At 67.2% G+C, this 16,601-nt stretch carries 17 protein-coding genes; 6 read left to right on the top strand and 11 right to left on the bottom strand.

Going from position 1 to position 16,601, the window contains the following annotated elements; all coding sequences use genetic code 11:
- Window positions 1-8 precede the first annotated feature (8 nt).
- Window positions 9-395 (bottom strand): hypothetical protein, encoded by a 387-nt coding sequence (locus ACN22W_RS07240; RefSeq protein ID WP_419687015.1) that lies wholly within the window; start codon window positions 393-395, stop codon window positions 9-11.
- A 108-nt stretch (window positions 396-503) separates the two neighbouring features.
- Entirely contained in the window at window positions 504-1,889 is a 1,386-nt protein-coding gene (locus ACN22W_RS07235; RefSeq protein WP_419687013.1) for a cytochrome-c peroxidase, read from the bottom strand.
- A gap of 209 nt (window positions 1,890-2,098) precedes the next feature.
- On the opposite strand from ACN22W_RS07235, the gene ACN22W_RS07230 reads away from it, so the two are divergent.
- Window positions 2,099-3,700, top strand: a complete 1,602-nt coding sequence (locus ACN22W_RS07230) for an acid phosphatase (RefSeq protein WP_319022258.1) — start codon at window positions 2,099-2,101, stop codon at window positions 3,698-3,700.
- A gap of 117 nt (window positions 3,701-3,817) precedes the next feature.
- On the opposite strand, the gene ACN22W_RS07225 is transcribed toward ACN22W_RS07230, so the two are convergent.
- The 6 genes from ACN22W_RS07225 to ACN22W_RS07200 all read right to left on the bottom strand — a co-directional run bounded on the left by ACN22W_RS07225 (window position 3,818) and on the right by ACN22W_RS07200 (window position 9,543).
- The gene (locus ACN22W_RS07225; protein ID WP_419687385.1) at window positions 3,818-5,284 is read right to left on the bottom strand and encodes an alginate export family protein; all 1,467 of its coding nucleotides are present in this window, start codon (window positions 5,282-5,284) and stop codon (window positions 3,818-3,820) included.
- 83 nt (window positions 5,285-5,367) lie between these two features.
- The gene (locus ACN22W_RS07220; protein ID WP_419687012.1) at window positions 5,368-6,063 is read right to left on the bottom strand and encodes a YoaK family protein; all 696 of its coding nucleotides are present in this window, start codon (window positions 6,061-6,063) and stop codon (window positions 5,368-5,370) included.
- A complete protein-coding gene (locus ACN22W_RS07215; protein WP_193098172.1) occupies window positions 6,060-6,974 on the bottom strand; it encodes a glyoxalase in 915 nt (304 codons plus the stop codon). Before ACN22W_RS07215 ends, ACN22W_RS07220 begins: the two co-directional genes overlap by 4 nt.
- A 26-nt stretch (window positions 6,975-7,000) precedes the next feature.
- Complete coding sequence (locus ACN22W_RS07210) at window positions 7,001-7,462, bottom strand: DoxX family protein (protein ID WP_419687010.1); 462 nt, start codon at window positions 7,460-7,462, stop codon at window positions 7,001-7,003.
- Between the two features lies 1 nt (window position 7,463).
- Complete coding sequence (locus ACN22W_RS07205; protein WP_419687008.1) at window positions 7,464-9,356, bottom strand: amidohydrolase; 1,893 nt, start codon at window positions 9,354-9,356, stop codon at window positions 7,464-7,466.
- A gap of 19 nt (window positions 9,357-9,375) precedes the next feature.
- A complete protein-coding gene (locus ACN22W_RS07200) occupies window positions 9,376-9,543 on the bottom strand; it encodes a DUF1427 family protein (protein ID WP_412022017.1) in 168 nt (55 codons plus the stop codon).
- A 118-nt stretch (window positions 9,544-9,661) separates the two neighbouring features.
- Between ACN22W_RS07200 and ACN22W_RS07195 the strand changes: the two genes are divergently transcribed.
- The gene (locus ACN22W_RS07195; protein WP_412022018.1) at window positions 9,662-10,585 is read left to right on the top strand and encodes a LysR family transcriptional regulator; all 924 of its coding nucleotides are present in this window, start codon (window positions 9,662-9,664) and stop codon (window positions 10,583-10,585) included.
- A 22-nt stretch (window positions 10,586-10,607) separates the two neighbouring features.
- Here ACN22W_RS07195 and ACN22W_RS07190 read toward each other — a convergent pair whose 3' ends face one another.
- Window positions 10,608-11,294, bottom strand: coding sequence for a hydrolase (locus ACN22W_RS07190; protein WP_412022019.1), 687 nt, complete (start codon window positions 11,292-11,294; stop codon window positions 10,608-10,610).
- Between the two features lie 283 nt (window positions 11,295-11,577).
- Here ACN22W_RS07190 and ACN22W_RS07185 point away from each other — a divergent pair, with 283 nt between their 5' ends.
- Genes ACN22W_RS07185 through ACN22W_RS07170 form a run of 4 tightly spaced genes read left to right on the top strand, consistent with a single transcriptional unit; the run spans window position 11,578 to window position 14,785 of the window.
- Window positions 11,578-11,838, top strand: a complete 261-nt coding sequence (locus ACN22W_RS07185; protein WP_129514320.1) for a XapX domain-containing protein — start codon at window positions 11,578-11,580, stop codon at window positions 11,836-11,838.
- Window positions 11,839-11,848: 10 nt separating this feature from the next.
- Window positions 11,849-13,429 (top strand): cation:proton antiporter, encoded by a 1,581-nt coding sequence (locus tag ACN22W_RS07180; RefSeq protein WP_419687006.1) that lies wholly within the window; start codon window positions 11,849-11,851, stop codon window positions 13,427-13,429.
- Between the two features lie 47 nt (window positions 13,430-13,476).
- Window positions 13,477-13,869 carry an OsmC family protein gene (locus tag ACN22W_RS07175; protein WP_048244193.1) on the top strand — a complete coding sequence of 131 codons (393 nt, stop codon included), beginning with the start codon at window positions 13,477-13,479 and terminating at the stop codon, window positions 13,867-13,869.
- 31 nt (window positions 13,870-13,900) lie between these two features.
- Window positions 13,901-14,785, top strand: coding sequence for a pirin family protein (locus tag ACN22W_RS07170; RefSeq protein WP_419687004.1), 885 nt, complete (start codon window positions 13,901-13,903; stop codon window positions 14,783-14,785).
- Between the two features lie 54 nt (window positions 14,786-14,839).
- Here ACN22W_RS07170 and ACN22W_RS07165 read toward each other — a convergent pair whose 3' ends face one another.
- Window positions 14,840-15,037 (bottom strand): hypothetical protein, encoded by a 198-nt coding sequence (locus tag ACN22W_RS07165; protein ID WP_048244197.1) that lies wholly within the window; start codon window positions 15,035-15,037, stop codon window positions 14,840-14,842.
- Complete coding sequence (bcsG, locus tag ACN22W_RS07160) at window positions 15,019-16,584, bottom strand: cellulose biosynthesis protein BcsG (RefSeq protein WP_419687002.1); 1,566 nt, start codon at window positions 16,582-16,584, stop codon at window positions 15,019-15,021. Before bcsG ends, ACN22W_RS07165 begins: the two co-directional genes overlap by 19 nt.
- Window positions 16,585-16,601 lie beyond the last annotated feature (17 nt).

The raw sequence follows: 16,601 nt of genomic DNA, 5'->3' as shown, positions 1-16,601 counted from the left end.
ACGCGTGCTCAGCGCTTCTGCAGCTGCCACTTGCCCGCGGCCGTCTTGCAGTAGACGGGCTTGAGCGTCATCGTCTGGCCCTTCGCGGTGATGTCGGCGGTGATTTCACGGCAGGTCTTGCCGTCCGTCTCGGTCGTGGTCGGCGTGAGCTTCGCTTCGATCTGCGTGCGGCTGCCGCTGTTCTGCCAGGTCGTGGTTTCGCCGTCCTTGCCTTCGTCGCGCACCTTCGCGGCGGCCTTCGACAGCGACGCCGTGTCGGCCTTGCTGAAATAGCTGAGCGGCGTGTCGGTCAGGAAGTTCAGGTTGTTCTGCGCATGGGCGGGCAGCATCGCGGCTGCGCACGCGGCGCCGGCCAGCACACGCGTGACGACGGAAAGGGATGCACGCATCGACATGTTGTTCTCCTTGGATGTTCGATCGAACGGCGTGGCGCATGCCGGCGAACCGGCACGCGCCACGCCCGTCAGCGAGCGAGCATAGCATGCGTGCGGCAATGGATGCCTTCAGGGCTTGGCCGGCGCGGCCGTTTGCTGATATCCGTCAGTCAGCGTGCCGAGGAACGCGATCACGTCCTTGATCTCGGCCGCGTTCAGCGCCGGCTGCTCGCCGCGCTTGCGGTCGAACGGCGGCTCGCGGTTGATGTTCGGCCAGTAGCGCTTCGGCAGATCGTCGTAGATCTGCGCCTTGCCGTGCACGACCGGATAGAACTTCTCCGGATGAATGTCGCGCTCGACATAGAAGCGCATCACGTCCTCGAGCGTGTGATACACGCCGTTGTGGAAGAACGTCTTGCGCAGCGTGACGTTACGCAGCGACGGCGTGCGGAACAGCCCGCAGAATTCGTCGCGGCCCTTCAGGTCGGTGCGCTCGGGGCCGCATGCACCGAGATCGTAAAAGCGCGGGTCGCGATTGACGGGCAACGCGCGGTTGCGCGGCACCGCGATCGCGATCAGCCCGAAATCGCTGAACTGCGGCGGCGTGCCGTCGAGCGCGCGCTGGCTGATGTGGCAGCTCGCGCAATTGCCCTTCTTCTCGTCGTTGAACAACTGCAGCCCGCGCAGTTCGGCCGGCGTGAGCTGCGCGTGACCGGCGAGATACGCGTCGTACTTGCTGGTGTACGGCGAGAACAGTTCGGGCGTCTGCTCGAACGTCTCGAGCGCACGCAGCACGGCCTTGAACGTGGCCGCGTCGTCGTCGAGCACCTTCACGCCGAACACCGCGCGGAACTCGTCCGCATACGGCGCGGCCTTCACGGCCTGCGCGACCTTCGCGGGCGAGCTGTTCATCTCGAACGGCGACGTGAGCGGAATGCGCGCCTGCTCGGCGCCCGTGTCGACGCGGCCGTCCCACGTGAGGCCGCCCGTCGGGCCCGCATCGACGCTCTCGTCGCCTTCGTCGTCGGAATCGTGGAAGTGCTCGGTGAACTGCGGCACGCCCTGCAGGTACTTGAGCGACGGCACCGCGCGAAAGCCCGCGCGCTTCATGTCGTCGCCGCCGAACTGCACGGCCAGCGCATTGGGCGGCCCGAACGCGTGATCGGGGCTGTGGCACGACGCGCACGCCAGCTTGCCGGAGCCTGACAGTGTAGGGTCGAAGAAAAGTTGCTTGCCGAGCGCCGTCATCCGGCGCACGCCTTCGTAAACTTGTGCACGCGTCTGCGGCTGGTTCGTCGCGACCACGGCGCCGCTCGCGGCAACCGTTGCGGACGCAACCAACTTCGCGGTGCCCGGTGCACTCGCCGCGCTCGCGGCCTGCGCGGGCGGCGTGCCCGCACCCGGCTGTCCGTCACAGCCGGCAAGGGTTGCAAGCGTGGTGACCAGCGCGAGCGCGCCGGTCAGATGCAGCCACGAACGCGCGAACGCGCCGGCTGTCGGTTGGCGAGGCTTCATCGATTCGTCGGAAAGTGGGTTCAGGAGCGGCCGGAGTTTATGTCAGCCGCGTGACCGTTGCATGACGGTCGATCGACAGCTAATCGAAAGGACGCCTACACCCGGCTGTCAAATCGCGCCCTCAAAATGCTTACAGCCGGACATGCCACGGTCACCTTCGAGAACCGGCGGCACACGGATGCTCCGGTTCCCCACGCGACAAGAGAGAGATGAGAGTACAACGCATGAAAAACCACGCCTGGATTCGCTTTACACCGATCGCCGTTGCCGCCGCCGTCGCCCTCACCGCCTGCGGCGGCGACGACGTCCAGCAGCAAGGCCTGTCGACGGTGAAGAACGTCGTCGTGATCTATGCGGAAAACCGCAGCTTCGACAACCTGTACGGCAACTTCCCGGGCGCGAACGGCCTGCAGAACGTGACCGCGGCGAGCGCGCAGCAGAAGGACCGCAACGGCCAGCCGCTCGCGACGCTGCCGAAGGTCTGGGGCGGCCTGACCGCGAAGGGCGTCACGCCGGCCGTGACCGAGGCGATGACGGCCAACCTGCCGAACGCGCCGTTCGCGATCGACGATCCGAGCGGCTTCAACACGCCGATGAGCGTGACGACGCGCGACCTGTATCACCGCTTCTACGAGAACCAGATGCAGATCAACGGCGGCAAGAACGACATGTTCGCCGCCTGGGCCGATTCCGGCGGCCTCGTGATGGGCCACTACACGCCCGACGCGACGAAGCTGCCGCTGTGGAAGATCGCGCAGCAGTTCACGCTGGCCGACAACTTCTTCATGGGTGCGTTCGGCGGCTCGTTCCTGAACCACCAGTACCTGATCTGCGCGTGCGCGCCGTTCTACGCGAACGCGGACAAGAGCCCGGCCGCCGGTTCGATCTCGGCGGTCGGCGCCGACGGCAAGTCGCTGCAGCTCGCGAGCAACTCGCCGGCTTCCGCGCTCGACGGGATTCCGAAGTTCGTGAACTCGGGCAACCTGACGCCGGACTTCTTCGCGATCAACACGATGCAGCCGCCGTACCAGCCGAGCGGCAACAAGGCCGCATCGGGCGGCGACCCGAACCTCGCCGATCCGTCCGCCGCGTCGACGCTGCCGCCGCAGACGCAGCAGAACATCGGCGACCTGCTGTCGAACGCGGGCGTGTCGTGGGCATGGTACGGCGGCGCGTGGAACCAGGCGCTGCAAGCCGCGCAAAGCGGCACGGCCAACGTGATCTACGGCCCGAACATGACGGCGCCGAACTTCCAGCCGCACCACCAGCCGTTCAACTACTACGCGAACCAGGCACCGGGCAGCACGAGCCGCGCCCAGCACTTGCTCGACGGCGGCACCGACGGCAGCGAGTTCATCAAGGCGATCGACGCGGGCACGCTGCCGCAGGTCGCGTTCTACAAGCCGCAGGGCAACCTGAACGAACACGCGGGCTACACGGACGTCGCAAGCGGCGACCAGCACATCGCGAACCTGATCGCGCACCTGCAGGCCAGCCCGCAGTGGAAGAACATGGTCGTGGTCGTCACGTACGACGAAAACGGCGGCTTCTGGGATCACGTGTCGCCGCCGAAGGGCGATCGCTGGGGCCCGGGCACGCGGATTCCGGCACTCATCGTGTCGCCGTTCTCGAAGAAGGGTTTCGTCGACCACACGCAGTACGACACCGCATCGATCCTGCGCTTCATCACGCGCCGCTTCTCGCTGCCGCGCCTCACGGGCCTGCAACAACGCGACGACGCGCTGAAGGCCAACGGCGCGCAGCCGATGGGCGACCTGACGAACGCGCTCGCGCTGTCGCCGAACCTGTAACCACATCGCGACATCACGACATCGCGGCGAACGGGCCGGCATCGACGCCGGCCCGCACGAACGAAGGGCGGCCTCATGGCCGCCCTTTTTATTGGGCCGCGTCACCGTGCCCCTGCGTCACCAGCCGTACTTGAGCTCGACGCCGACATAGTCGGCGTTGTGCCCGCCCGCCTGCCGGATCGCGTCGCCGACCTGGAAATGCACGGCCTCGATTGCGCCGATCAGGTTCGCCGCGATCGTCCAGTCCGCGCGCAGCTGCACGTACATGCCCGTCCACAACCCGCCTTTGCCGGCCGTGCCCGGCACCACGGCGTTGCCCTGCTGATAGACGGCGTCGCCGGTCGTCTCGCGCCACTGGAAACCGAGCGCGCCGAGCAGCGACAGGTTCGACGACGGCTTCAGCGTCACGGACGGCTTCACGTGGATCAGGTTCGAGTACCCGGTAAAACCCGCGAGCGTGAAGTAATAGCCGTTCGGAAACAGCGGGTTGAAGGTTTCGACGCGGCCGTCGTGCGGATGCCTGTCGCCCGACGCCGCATCGACCTGCAGCGCGACGCGCGGCGACCACGGCGCGTCGAGCCGGTAGCCAGCGATCGAGCCGACCGCCCACGCGCGGATCGTGCTGCTGCCGACCGTGCCCGTCTGCAGCATTGTTTCGAGATCCCAGTCGAAGCGGCCTTGCGTACCCGTGTAGCGCAGGTCCCACACGTCGCGATGCTCAGCGCCGCTCGCGTCGAGAAAGCGCGCGTTGCTGCGGTTGTAGCGCGACCAGTAGCCCGACAGGTCGCCGGGCCCGACCGACTGACGCTCGAAGCGCACGCCGCTGAACGTGAGGTCGCGGTTCGACACGTCGTCGAACGCGGACACGGTGCGGTTCTGCACCGGCTGCGTCGCATAGCCGATGAAGCGCCACTTCTGGTATTCGTAGTCGGCCCATACCGCATCGAACGCTTGCCGCACGTTCGGGCCGTCGCGCGCGGCAATGAAGCGCTGCAAGTCGAACGCCATTTCCTGCCGGCCGACGCGAAACTTGAACGTGCCGCCGCCGAGCGCCCCGGTGTAGGTCGCGAACGCCTGCTCGAGATCGAGCGGGTTCTTGTCGACCGGCGTGATCGTGTTCTTGCCGAATGCGCGATCGTCCTGCAACTGCACGAAGAACTGCCAGTGCTGGCCGAAATGCGCATCGGCATGCACTTCGACGCGCTGGATCAGGTAGGTATCCGATTGCGCGGAGCCGATGCCGAACAGCGGCGCGTCGTTGGTCTCCAGGCGCTCGCGCAGGTTCACACCAAGCGAAAGATAGGATGCCGGATCGTTGCCGAGCGGGATGTACTTCAGCCCGTCGAGCGGCGCGCGCGGCACGCACGGATTCGCGAGCACCGACCAGTCTTCCTGCCAGCGGTTGAACAGCACGGTCGGGCGCTTGGCCGTGCAGGTCGTTGCGGGCGCGCTGTCGGCGGTGGCCGTCGTCGTGTCCGCGAACGCCGCATCGGCACCCGCGAGCAGCAGCCCCGCAACGACCGACGCGCGGGCGACCCGATCGAAGCGAATGTGTCGCGTCGTCGCGCCACCCTGCCCGCCCATCGCAGCGATCCACTCGTGACCGCGCGCGTCGATCCGGCCCGCTTGCCGCACGCGGGGACGACGCACGCTTCCACGCCGCGCGATCATGCATGCTCCTGTGCGGCCGTGCGGGCAGATGCCCCCGCGCAGGCCGCCAGCACCGCGAGCGCACCTGTGGGAACAAGCAGCGCCCAGAATCCGACATGGCGAAAACCCAGCGCGCCGCACGTCGCACCGAGCGCGAACGCGACGATCGCCGGCCACATCTTCGCGAAGCGCGCGCGTGCAGCGGCGCGCACGCTGTCGGCCGTGCCGGCGGACAGCAGGTCGACGACGTCGAGGATCGCCTGCGTGACGTTGCCGGTCATCACCGTGTTCGGCACGCCGGCACGCGCGATCACGCGCGGATGCGCATTCTGCACGCCCATCGCGAATGTGCCGACGATGCCGGCCAGCAACACCGGCAGGCTGTCGGATTGCGTGACGGGCGACGCCCACACGCCGGCCGCGCAAAAGCCGAGCAGCAGCACGGCCTGCACCGCGTGGAGCGCGCGTGCGCCCTGCCATGCGGGCCGCCCGAAAAACGCGCGGGCGATCAGGCTGCTCGCGACCACACCGCACACGAACGCGGGAAACACGCTCAGCTTCAGCAGGATGCCCTGCCCGAACCCCGCGACGCCCGCGCCGATCAGCACGAAGTTGCCGGTCACGTGCGCGGTGAACAGCCCGAACAGCGCGACGAAGCTCAGCGTGTCGACGAAGCCGGCCACCGCGGCAAGAATCGTGTCCTCGTGCTTCATCGTGCCGCGCCCGCGTGGATCTCGGCGACGTAGCCGCCCGGGAACTGGACCATCGCCGCGTCGCGCCCGTCCGCCGTGTACGACGGCACGAGCACGGTCACGCCCGCGGCCTGCGCCTTCTTCAGCGTCGCGGCCAGGTCGGACACTTCATAGCCGGTCATCTCATGCCCGTACGGATAAGGCAGATGGCCGTCGGTCACGAGCACGGTCATCTTGCCGAAGCCCGACGTGATGCGAATACGGCGATAGGTGTCGTTCGGCCGGCCGATCTCGATGCCCGGCGCCTTGAGGTTGTCGGACACCACCTTGCCGTTCGAGAACTTGACGAAATCATGGACGAACTTGCGCACGCTCTGCGGCGACACGTACACGCGATTCTCGGGGATCGTCTGCAGTGCGTCGTACTTCGGCGCCTGCGTATGCCAGTAGAGCTGCATCTTCACGCCGCCCGTCCAGGAGATGACCGCATCGCGGCCGATCGGATCCGGGAACGTGTCGACGATCACGTCGGCGCCGTGCTCGCGCGCCACCTTCATCGCCGCATCCATGTCGGTGACGAGATAACCGGTGCGTTCCGCGCCGAACGGCCAGGGCACCGGTGTCTTGAAACCGAACACGGAGATCGTGCCGGCCGGCGTGAACACGAGCTGCGACATCGTCTGGCTCGGCGTCGGCGTGACCTGGAACACGCCCTGCTTCGACTTGCTGCCGCCGAACGTCGCGACGAAGCTGTCGGTGAAGCGATCGAAATCCTCGGGCGCCACGTACACGTGCGTCGTGTCGTATTGCGGCCCGACGGCCAGCGTCGGCGTGGCCGCGGGCGGCACGGGCGGTTTCGCGAACGCGGCCGGCGCCGCGACGAGACCCGTGGCGATCGCCAGCGCGAGCAAGGCGGAACGAATCGTTTTCATGACAGGATTTCCTTGTTGTTTCATCGTCATCGAGTGGTATGGCCGTCACCGGCCATGCGCTTCGCATCGTCGAGCACGGTCGCGAGCACGAGTGCGGCGATCAGCCCGAGATGCTCGAAAAAGCTGTTGAGCGCCATGAAGCGTTCAGCGCCCGTGTGGTTCCAGAAATCGTTCGCCACGATCATCGCGACGAACGTCAGCATGCCGAGGCTGCCGGCACCGAGCCACGTGAAGCGGCGAAACACCACGCACAGCGAACCGCCGATCTCGACCGCGATCGCGAGCACCGCCCACAGCGCGGCCGGATGCAGGCCGAAATGCGCCTGCTCGGCGACCGCGCCGTCGAAATCCAGCGCCTTCGCGACGCCGCCGATCAGGTAGGCCGACACCAGCGCGAGCCGCACGAGCGGCAGCACCCACGGCTGCGCCAACAGCGCATGGACCCACGCCGGGTTGTCGACGCCGCTGCGATTGGTCGAGGAGGCCATGTCAGACCGCCCAGCAAGAACAGCCGAACGCACCCCAGAAGCCCTTTGCGTCCGACGTCGGCAAAGCGCTGCCCCACGCACCGGCATGCGCATGCTGGTGCACGTTGCACGCGTTCGCGCAACCGCACATCGCAGCGGCAGCGGCCGCGCGCTGCAGCGGTGCGCCGCTGCGCTGCGTCGCGCCCCAGCCGCCGTAACCGCCGTACTCGCGCACGGGCGACCAGTCCGGCATCGCGGGCGGAATCGGCGCGTCGTGCGACACGAACGGGCCCGCGCCCCACACGATCCTGCCGCCGACCACCGTCAGCAGTGCGGTCGTATCCGCGATATCGTCCTCCGCACACGTGAAGAAATCGCGATCCGGGACCACAACGTCGGCGAGTTGCCCGACCGCGATGCGCCCTTTCTTGCCTTCCTCGTTCGAGAACCAGGTCACGTACTCGGTCCACATGCGCAGCGCGGTCTCGCGATCGAGCAGGTTGCGTTGCGGGTACATCCGCAGGCCGCCGACCGTCTTGCCCGTCACGAGCCACGCGAGCGACACCCACGGGTTGTACGACGCAACCCGCGTTGCATCGGTGCCGGCCGAGACCTTGATGCCCTTCGACAGCATCTTCGCGACGGGCGGCGTCGCTTCGGCCGCTTGCGCGCCATAGCGTTCGACGAAATACTCGCCCTGATAAGCCATCCGGTGCTGCACCGCGATGCCACCGCCCAGTGCCGCAATCCGGTCCATCGATTTTTCGGTAATGGTTTCCGCGTGATCGAAGAACCAGTTCAGGCCGGCAAGCGGGATGTCCTTGTTGACCTTTTCGAACACGTCGAGCGCGCGGCTGATGGTTTCGTCGTAGGTCGCATGCATGCGCCACGGCCAGCGATTCTGCGCGAGCACGCGCACGACGCCTTCGAGATCGTCTTCCATCTGCGCCGGCAGATCCGGGCGCGCGACGCGGAAGTCTTCGAAGTCGGCCGCGGAGAACACCAGCATTTCGCCCGCGCCGTTGTTGCGGAAGTAGTCGGTGCCGTCGTGATACTTCGTGCTCTTCGTCCAGTTCACGAAGTCTTCCTTCTCCGCGTTCGGCTTCTGCGTGAACAGGTTGTACGCGATCCGGATCGTCATCTCGCCCGCATCGTGCAGCTTGCGGATCACCTCGTAATCGTCGGGATAGTTCTGCGAACCGCCGCCCGCGTCGATCACGCCCGTCACGCCGAGACGGTTCAACTCGCGCATGAAGTGGCGCGTCGAGTTGTACTGGTATTCGAACGGCAGCTTCGGCCCTTTCGCGAGCGTCGCGTAGAGGATCGTCGCGTTCGGGTTCGCGAGCAGCAGCCCGGTCGGGTTGCCCGCGGCGTCGCGCAGGATCGTGCCGCCCGGCGGCTCCGGCGTGTCCTTCGTGTAGCCAACGACGCGCAGCGCGGCTGCATTCAGCAGCGCGCGGTCGTACAGGTGCAGGATGAACACCGGCGTATCGGGCGCAGCCGCGTTGAGTTCGTCGATCGTCGGCAGGCGCTTCTCGACGAACTGGTGTTCGGTGAAGCCGCCGACCACGCGCACCCACTGCGGCGCGGGCGTGACGGCAACCTGCCGCTTCAGCATCTCCATCGCAACCGCGAGCGAACGCACGCCGTCCCAGCGCAGCTCCATGTTGTAGTTCAGGCCACCGCGAATCACGTGCGTATGGTTGTCGATCAGGCCCGGCAGCATGGTACGGCCGTCGAGGTCGACGACTTTCGTCGCGCGGCCGGCGAGCGGCATGACGTCCGCGTTGCCGCCGACCGCGACGAAGCGGCCGTCCTTGATCGCGACGGCGGTCGCGACCGGGTTCGCACGATCGAGCGTCGTGATGCGCGCGTTGTGCAGGATGAGATCGGGTTGAGTGTCGGTAACGCTCATCAATGTGTCCTCGATGCAATCAGAAACCGAGCCAGTGACGGACCGGGGCGACGGCCGCAACGCCGATCAACATGCCGGCCAGCCCGACCAGTGCAATCAGCGGCGGTGCGGGCGAGCGCACCTTGATCACGCTGTACACGACGCCGACCAGCACGCCGGCGCCCAATGAAACGACATACGATTCCATACGCTCCCTCCCGACTGGATTAGAATGACCCGCGTTGCCGCCCGCCCGGGCGCCGCGCGCCGGCGGTGCGATCCGCTGCCGCCGAATCCGCTTTGCTTCACTGCCACGCTTCCCAGCCATGCAACATCTTCCCGATCTCGAAGCCTGGGCCATCTTCGCGCGCGTTGCGGAGACCGGTTCGTTCGCCAAGGCCGCCGACCTGCTCGGCATATCGCAACCGACGGTGTCGAAAGCGATCGCGCGCCTCGAAAAACGCCTGGGCTCGATGCTGCTGTACCGCACGTCACGCAAGCTGTCGCTCACGCCGACCGGCGAACTGCTGCGCGATCGTGCGATCCGGCTGCTCGCCGACGCCGAACTGATCGAAGGCGAAGCGTCCGCGCATGCGCTCGAACCGCACGGCCTGCTGCGCGTGAACGCGCCGATGTCCTACGGCCTGTGCAATCTCGCACCGCTGTTGCCCGCGTTTCTCGAGCGCTACCCGCGCGTCGACGTCGACCTCGTGCTCACCGACAACTTCGTCGACATTGTGTCCGGCGGTTTCGACGTCGCGATCCGGATCGCGGAACTGAACGATTCGTCGCTGCGTGCGCGCCGCCTGTGCGCGGTGCGCCGGCCGCTCGTCGCGTCGCCCGCGTATCTCGACCGGCGCGGCCGGCCGACCCATCCGAGCGAACTCGACCAGCACGTGTGCCTGACCTACACGAACATCCCGACACCCGAATACTGGCGTTTTCGCCACACGACGTCGGGCGAGGAATTCGGCGTGCCCGTGCGCGGACGCATCCGTGCCAACAATGCCGACGTTCTGTGTCCCGCGCTGATTGCCGGCCACGGTCTGGCGTTGCAGCCGGCGTTCCTGGTGTGGAATGAGTTGCAAAGCGGCGCGCTCGAGGAAGTGATGCATGACTGGAAGATTCCCGATATCAACGTCAACCTCGTCACGCCGCCCGGCATGCTGCGCGCGGCGCGTGTGACGGCCTTGCTCGACTTTCTCGTCGAGCACCTGACACACGCGCCGTGGGCACTGCCGCCCGTTTGAACGGGCGGCCGCATGCGGCCTGTTACTTCGCCGGCACGGCCGCGATCGACTCGTGCGGCGTCGCGGTGCGCTGCGCTGCCTTGTGGACCATCGTGTACGCGTAGTCGACACCCATCCCGTACGCGCCCGAGTGTTCCTTCGCGATCGCCATCACGGCGTTGTAGGTGTCGCGGCGTGCCCAGTCGCGCTGCCACTCGAGCGCAACCTGCTGCCAGGTGACGGGCACGACGCCGGCCTGGATCATGCGCTGCATCGCGAAGTCGTGCGCGTCCTTCGACGTGCCGCCCGACGCATCGGCCACCATGTAGATCTCATAGTCGCCTTCGAGCATCGCGCAGAGTGCGAACGTCGTATTGCAGACTTCGGTCCACAGCCCCGACACGATCACCTTCTTGCGGCCGTTCGCGGCCAGCGCATCGCGCACCTTCTGGTCGTCCCACGAGTTCATCGACGTGCGTTCGAGCGTCTTCTGGTTCGGGAATACGTCGAGCAGTTCGGGATACGTGTAACCCGAGAAGCTTTCGGATTCCACCGTCGTGATGGTGGTCGGAATGTTGAATGCCTTCGCGGCCTTCGCAAGCCCGACGACGTTGTTCTTCAGCGTCTGGCGATCGATCGACTGCACGCCGAATGCCATCTGCGGCTGCTGGTCGATGAAGATCAACTGGCTGTTCTGGGGGGTGAGGACTTCAAGCTTGGGGTTGCTCATGGCGCGAATCATCCTATGGACAGGAAACGTTTAAGGCTTGCCTCGTTCCGAAAGTACGAGGAGCCGACTGTGCGTTGCCCCGGATTTGCGTCTTCCGGTTGCAGCCATTTAATCGGAAAAGTCGCGGCTCGAACATCCAAGAAACGGAATCGATCGAATTCCGAAAGAGGGGTCTCTTCAAGGGCTATCCGCCCTTTTGTTCCGCACGTAAACCCGATACGCTTCCAGCACATTGAAGGCGCGCCCTTCGCCCCCGACCAGCCTAACACGAGAGGTTTTCATCATGAAACCGTATTTGCTGTCGCTGCTCGCCGGCATCCTCGCCGGCGTCATCTACGGTGCGCTCGGCGTGAATTCGCCGGCGCCGCCGATCATCGCGCTCATCGGCCTGCTCGGCATGCTGGCCGGCGAACAGATCCTGCCGCTCGCGCGCCGGATGCTGTCCGGGTACCGGCTGAATACCGCGTGGCGCGACGCGCAGTGCAGCCAGCACATGTTCGGCACGCTGCCGGGCGGCGCCGCGAACGACCGCAAGCCGTCGTGATGCAAGGCTCATGACCAACGTCGAACTGTTTCATTACCTGCTGCTGTTGATCTGCGGCGCGGGCGCGCTCACGTGGCTCGCCGAACGGATCTCGATTCCGCCGGCCGTCGTGCTGCTGCTCGGCGGCTGCGTGGTCGCGGTCGCCGGCAAGCGCGTGCCCGACATGGACCCGGCGCTGCTGCTCGCGGCCGTGCTGCCGCCGCTGCTGATGTCGAGCGGGTTCTACACCGCGTGGAAGGAATTCCGGCAGGAGCTCGCCTCGATCGCGTCGCTCGCGCTCGGCGCGGTGGCGTTCACGACCGTCGCGGTGGCGCTGGCCGTGCATGCCGCGAACCCGGCGCTGCCGTGGGCCGCGTGTTTCACGCTCGGCGCGATCGTGTCGCCGCCCGACGCGGTCGCCGCGAAGGCGATCCTGCAGCGCCACCCGCTGCCCGCGCGGCTCGTCGCGGTGCTCGAAGGCGAAAGCCTCGTCAACGATGCGTCGGGCCTGCTGCTGTACCAGATGGCCGTATCGGCCGCACTCGCCGCGTCGATCACGGCCGCGAGCGCCACCGGCCTGTTCTTCTCGCTGACGCTGATCGGCATCGCGATCGGCCTCGTGTGCGGCCATGCGATGTGCTGGGTGCTGCCGCGCCTGCGCGACCCGATGCTCGGCATCGTCGTGACCTTCCTGATGGCATGGGGCAGCTACGGCGTCGCGGAAGCCGTCGACGGCTCGGGCGTGCTGTCGGTGGTGACCTGCGGCCTCGTGCTCGGCGTGCGCCAGCATCGCGTGTTCGACGCCGACATGCGGATCAAGGCGAAAGCGACGTGGGAAGCGATCGTGTTCCTGCTCGACGCGCTCGTGTTCATCCTGATCGGCCTCGCGCTGCACGCGATCCTCGCGGGCGTGAACCACGAAGGCGCGGTGCTGATGGCCGGCCTGCGCGTCGCGCTGCCCGCCACCGCCGCGGCGATCGCCGCGCGCGTCGTGTGGGTGTTCGTCGCGATGTGGCTGCCGGGCCGCCTGCGCGCGCCCCGCGCGGGCCATCCGCCGTGGTCGTGGCGCGAGGCCATCGTGCTCGGCTGGTCGGGCATGCGCGGCGTCGTGAGCCTCGCGGCCGCGATCGCGCTGCCCGGCAACTTCCCCGGCCGCGACCTGATCCTGTTCAGCACGTTCCTGCTGATCATCGCAACGCTGGTCGTGCAGGGCGGCACGCTCGCGCCGCTGATCCGCGTGCTGAAGCTGCGGCCGGCCGCGCGGCACACGATGTCCGAGCATGCGGTGCGCGCGCAGACGTTCGGCGCGGCGCTCGCCGAACTCGACGCGCTCGAGAAGCGCGGATCGAACCTCGAACGTGCATCGCTCGACCGCCTGCTCGCCGAATACCGGAGCCGCGTCACGTTCAACGAACGTGCACACCGGCAAGGCGCCGAACCGGCCGGCGTACGCGCGCGGATGCTGCGCGTCGAACTCGAACTCGTCGGCGTGTCGCGCCAGGCGCTGCTCGACCTGCATCGCGACGGCAAGGTCGACGACGCCGTGCTGCACCGGATCGAATCGGAGCTCGATTTCGAGGAACTGCGGCTGCAGCGGCTGCTCGAACCTTAACGCCCGGCCATGCCGCCGGTCCTCCCCCTTCCCCACCTGGAATTGCAATGAGCGAACTGTCCGTCGAAGCGAGCATCGGCTCCGTCGATTACCTCGTCCACTTCAGCGATGGCGTCCACCAGTGGCGCGCCGACGAACCGGCGCCGCTCGGCGGCGGCGATGCGGCACCGACCCCGGTCGCGCTGCTGCTGTCGAGCCTTGGCGCCTGCACCGCGATCACGCTGAAGATGTATGCGCAACGCAAGGGCTGGCCGCTCGCCGAAGTGCACGTGAAGCTCGCGCACGAATCGGGCAACGCGGGCAGCACGATCGTGCGCCGCATCACGCTCGACGGCGACCTGTCCGGCGAACAGCGCGAGCGCCTGCTGCAGATCGCGAACGCGTGCCCGGTGCACAAGATCCTCACGCATCCGATCACGATCGATACCGCGATCGCCTGACGCACCCCGCATCGACCACGAGATCCTCACCATGTCCGCATCGATCAAGACCCTGCTCACGCCGCGCGAAAGCGACATCGGCAACCTCGTCGTGCGCCGCGTGCTGCCCGCGCGCGCCGCGCGGCTCGTCGGCCCGTTCATCTTCTTCGACGAGATGGGGCCCGCGGTATTGCCGGCCGGGCGCGGCATCGACGTGCTGCCGCATCCGCACATCGGGCTCGCGACCGTCACCTACCTGTTCGACGGTTCGCTGATGCATCACGACAGCCTCGGCTTCCGGCAGAAGATCGTGCCCGGCGACGTGAACTGGATGACGGCCGGACGCGGCATCGTTCATTCGGAGCGCTCGCCCGACGAGGACCGGCCGCACGAACAGCCCGTCCACGGCATCCAGACCTGGGTTGCGCTGCCGGTCGAGCACGAGGACACCGCGCCCGCGTTCGTCCATCATCCGGCCGACACGCTGCCGTCGTTCACGCGTGACGACGCAAGCGTGCGCGTGATTGCAGGCAGCGCGTTCGGGCTCACGTCGCCGGTCGAGGTGTTCTCGCCAACGCTCTATGCGTATGCGGAATTCGCGGCGGGCGGGCGACTCGCGCTCGACGCGGAGCACGACGAACGCGGTGTGTATCTCGTCGACGGCGACCTCGCGATCGACGGCACACCGCTCGCTCCCGCGACGATGGCCGTGCTCGAACCGGGCGCGACCGTGGCGCTCGCCAGCGCGAACGGCGCGCGCGTGATGCTGCTCGGTGGCGCGCACCTGCCGGGCGAACGTTTCATCGAATGGAATTTTGTGTCGAGCGAGCGCGCGAAGATCGAAGCGGCCCGCGCCGCGTGGGCCGCGCAGACGTTCGGCAAGGTGCCGGGCGAAGAAGACGAGTGGACGCGCCAGCCGGAACGCAAGGCGCACTAAGCGGTTTCGCTCACGAGCCAACGACGGCCGGCACGCATGCCGGCCGTCTTGCGTTTACCGCTTCAATCCCATCAGTTTCGCCAGCGTCGGCCAGCGATCGAGCGACTCGACGAACGCGCGGCGCGCCTGCTCGTCGACATAACGTTCGGGGTCGAGCGCCGGCAGATGCCGCGCGAGACCGAGCACGTCGTTCGGCTGCGACAAGCGATCGTCGTCGCTTTCGCCGGGAAGGATTACTGTTCGTCGATCCATACGCCATCCGGAGTTTTCACCGCGTAACCCGCGGCCGTCTGCATCGTCACCGTGCCCTCGTTCTCGCCCACCATCCGCGTGCGCGGCAGGTCGGCCGCGTATTGCGCGAGCGTCGTGCCCGGCTTGAACGGGCTGTTCGACACGAGGTTCGACAGCAATTGCGCGAGCGCGAGGAAGCTGGCCGGCTGCTCGATCACGGTCGTCGCGCCGTGATTGCCGTCGAAGCCGACGAGCCGCACGCCAACCGGCCCGTGCACGATGCGTGGCGTCGGGATCTCGCGCAGGCCCGCGACCTGGTTCTTGTCGCCGCGCAGCGCGGCGCCGTGCTCGGGCACGAACACGATCACCGCGCGGCGGCCCGATTGCGCGATCAGGTCGGCGAGACGATCGAAGTCACTCATCAGCTTCGTCGCGCGCTGCGGATACGAGTCGATGCTGGTCAACGAACTGCCGACCACGCGGTTGCCGTCGTGCAGGCTGATCGTGTTGTAGTACAGCGCGACCGGCCCCTGCACTGACGCACGCTGCGCATACCAGTTCGCGAGCGTCGTGTAGTCGTCCTTGATCGGCGAGCCGTCGAACGCATGCATCGCGACGGGCGCGGCCGCGTTCGAGATCATCGGCGCGTCGGCCACGCCGATGTTGTCGTGAACCACCTGCAGGAAGTTGTCGAAGTGGCCGTCGTGGTTCAGCAGCGACTGCACCGTGTAACCGGCGCCCGCGAGCTGCGCGAACAGCTGGCACTGCTGCGGCGCGGGCTTGTACAGGTCCTCGTGCGCCTCCTGCCCGCAGCTCGCGCGCAGCACGCGGATCGCCGCCGGGCCGCTGTAGCTCGCGGCCGTGCTGAAGTTCGTGAACAGGTAGTCGAAGTGGCTCAGCATCGGGTGATTGCGCACCTTCGCCGCATCGAGGTCATCCCACGACAGCGAGCAGATGTGCAGCACGATCACGTCGAATTGCGCGGCCGGATCGTTGCCGAGATGGCCGAACGCGACCTGCCGCTGCGACTCCTGCGCGCGGAACGTCGCGAGCGCGGCGTTGTGATCCTCGGGCTGGTCGGCGCGCCCCATCGTTGTCGTGCCCGTCACGTTCGCCTGCTGCGGGAGCGGTGCGACGACACGCGCCATCAGCCCGCTGCCGGCCTGCCACAGCGGCATCACGATCAGCACGGCCAGCACGAACGTCGCGACGCGCAGCCAGCGATTGACGACGAAGTAGACGATCAGCGCGCCGGCCACCGTCAGCAGCAGCACGGGCGGCAGCAGGCGCGGCAGCAGTTCCATCCAGTAGTCGAACCGGAACGTGCTCATTTCGCGCGCGGCCTCGGCGAGACGGGCGAGCGGCGGCGCATGCAGCTCGTGCGCGAGCAGCGGCACCGCGATCGCGATCGCCGCGACCTGCCGCACGATGCGCCACACACGATGCCGGATCGGCGCGCTCGCCGCGAGCGCCACCGCGAACGCGAGGTTCGCGAGCCACAACGGCTGCAGGTGCCCGGTCGCGAACAGCGCGAACTTCAGGATGAAATACAGATTCCAGAACGTCATCTAACCCACTCCATGAT

This window comes from Burkholderia theae (assembly GCF_048565265.1).
In the GTDB taxonomy this organism is placed as follows: Bacteria; Pseudomonadota; Gammaproteobacteria; order Burkholderiales; family Burkholderiaceae; genus Burkholderia; species Burkholderia theae.
Note: the sequence above shows the minus strand (reverse complement) of the source record. Positions and strands in the feature narration are given on the sequence as shown.

What these genes read in the sequence shown, in the direction of transcription:
- ACN22W_RS07200 (WP_412022017.1), bottom strand. Translation starts at nt 9,543, where the DNA reads ATGGAATCGTATGTCGTTTCATTGGGCGCCGGCGTGCTGGTCGGCGTC.
- ACN22W_RS07225 (WP_419687385.1), bottom strand. Translation starts at nt 5,284, where the DNA reads ATGGGCGGGCAGGGTGGCGCGACGACGCGACACATTCGCTTCGATCGG.
- ACN22W_RS07235 (WP_419687013.1), bottom strand. Translation starts at nt 1,889, where the DNA reads ATGAAGCCTCGCCAACCGACAGCCGGCGCGTTCGCGCGTTCGTGGCTG.
- ACN22W_RS07190 (WP_412022019.1), bottom strand. Translation starts at nt 11,294, where the DNA reads ATGAGCAACCCCAAGCTTGAAGTCCTCACCCCCCAGAACAGCCAGTTG.
- ACN22W_RS07165 (WP_048244197.1), bottom strand. Translation starts at nt 15,037, where the DNA reads ATGGATCGACGAACAGTAATCCTTCCCGGCGAAAGCGACGACGATCGC.
- ACN22W_RS07185 (WP_129514320.1), top strand. Translation starts at nt 11,578, where the DNA reads ATGAAACCGTATTTGCTGTCGCTGCTCGCCGGCATCCTCGCCGGCGTC.
- ACN22W_RS07230 (WP_319022258.1), top strand. Translation starts at nt 2,099, where the DNA reads ATGAGAGTACAACGCATGAAAAACCACGCCTGGATTCGCTTTACACCG.
- ACN22W_RS07205 (WP_419687008.1), bottom strand. Translation starts at nt 9,356, where the DNA reads ATGAGCGTTACCGACACTCAACCCGATCTCATCCTGCACAACGCGCGC.
- ACN22W_RS07170 (WP_419687004.1), top strand. Translation starts at nt 13,901, where the DNA reads ATGTCCGCATCGATCAAGACCCTGCTCACGCCGCGCGAAAGCGACATC.
- ACN22W_RS07220 (WP_419687012.1), bottom strand. Translation starts at nt 6,063, where the DNA reads ATGAAGCACGAGGACACGATTCTTGCCGCGGTGGCCGGCTTCGTCGAC.
- ACN22W_RS07180 (WP_419687006.1), top strand. Translation starts at nt 11,849, where the DNA reads ATGACCAACGTCGAACTGTTTCATTACCTGCTGCTGTTGATCTGCGGC.
- ACN22W_RS07175 (WP_048244193.1), top strand. Translation starts at nt 13,477, where the DNA reads ATGAGCGAACTGTCCGTCGAAGCGAGCATCGGCTCCGTCGATTACCTC.
- ACN22W_RS07215 (WP_193098172.1), bottom strand. Translation starts at nt 6,974, where the DNA reads ATGAAAACGATTCGTTCCGCCTTGCTCGCGCTGGCGATCGCCACGGGT.
- bcsG (WP_419687002.1), bottom strand. Translation starts at nt 16,584, where the DNA reads ATGACGTTCTGGAATCTGTATTTCATCCTGAAGTTCGCGCTGTTCGCG.
- ACN22W_RS07240 (WP_419687015.1), bottom strand. Translation starts at nt 395, where the DNA reads ATGTCGATGCGTGCATCCCTTTCCGTCGTCACGCGTGTGCTGGCCGGC.
- ACN22W_RS07195 (WP_412022018.1), top strand. Translation starts at nt 9,662, where the DNA reads ATGCAACATCTTCCCGATCTCGAAGCCTGGGCCATCTTCGCGCGCGTT.
- ACN22W_RS07210 (WP_419687010.1), bottom strand. Translation starts at nt 7,462, where the DNA reads ATGGCCTCCTCGACCAATCGCAGCGGCGTCGACAACCCGGCGTGGGTC.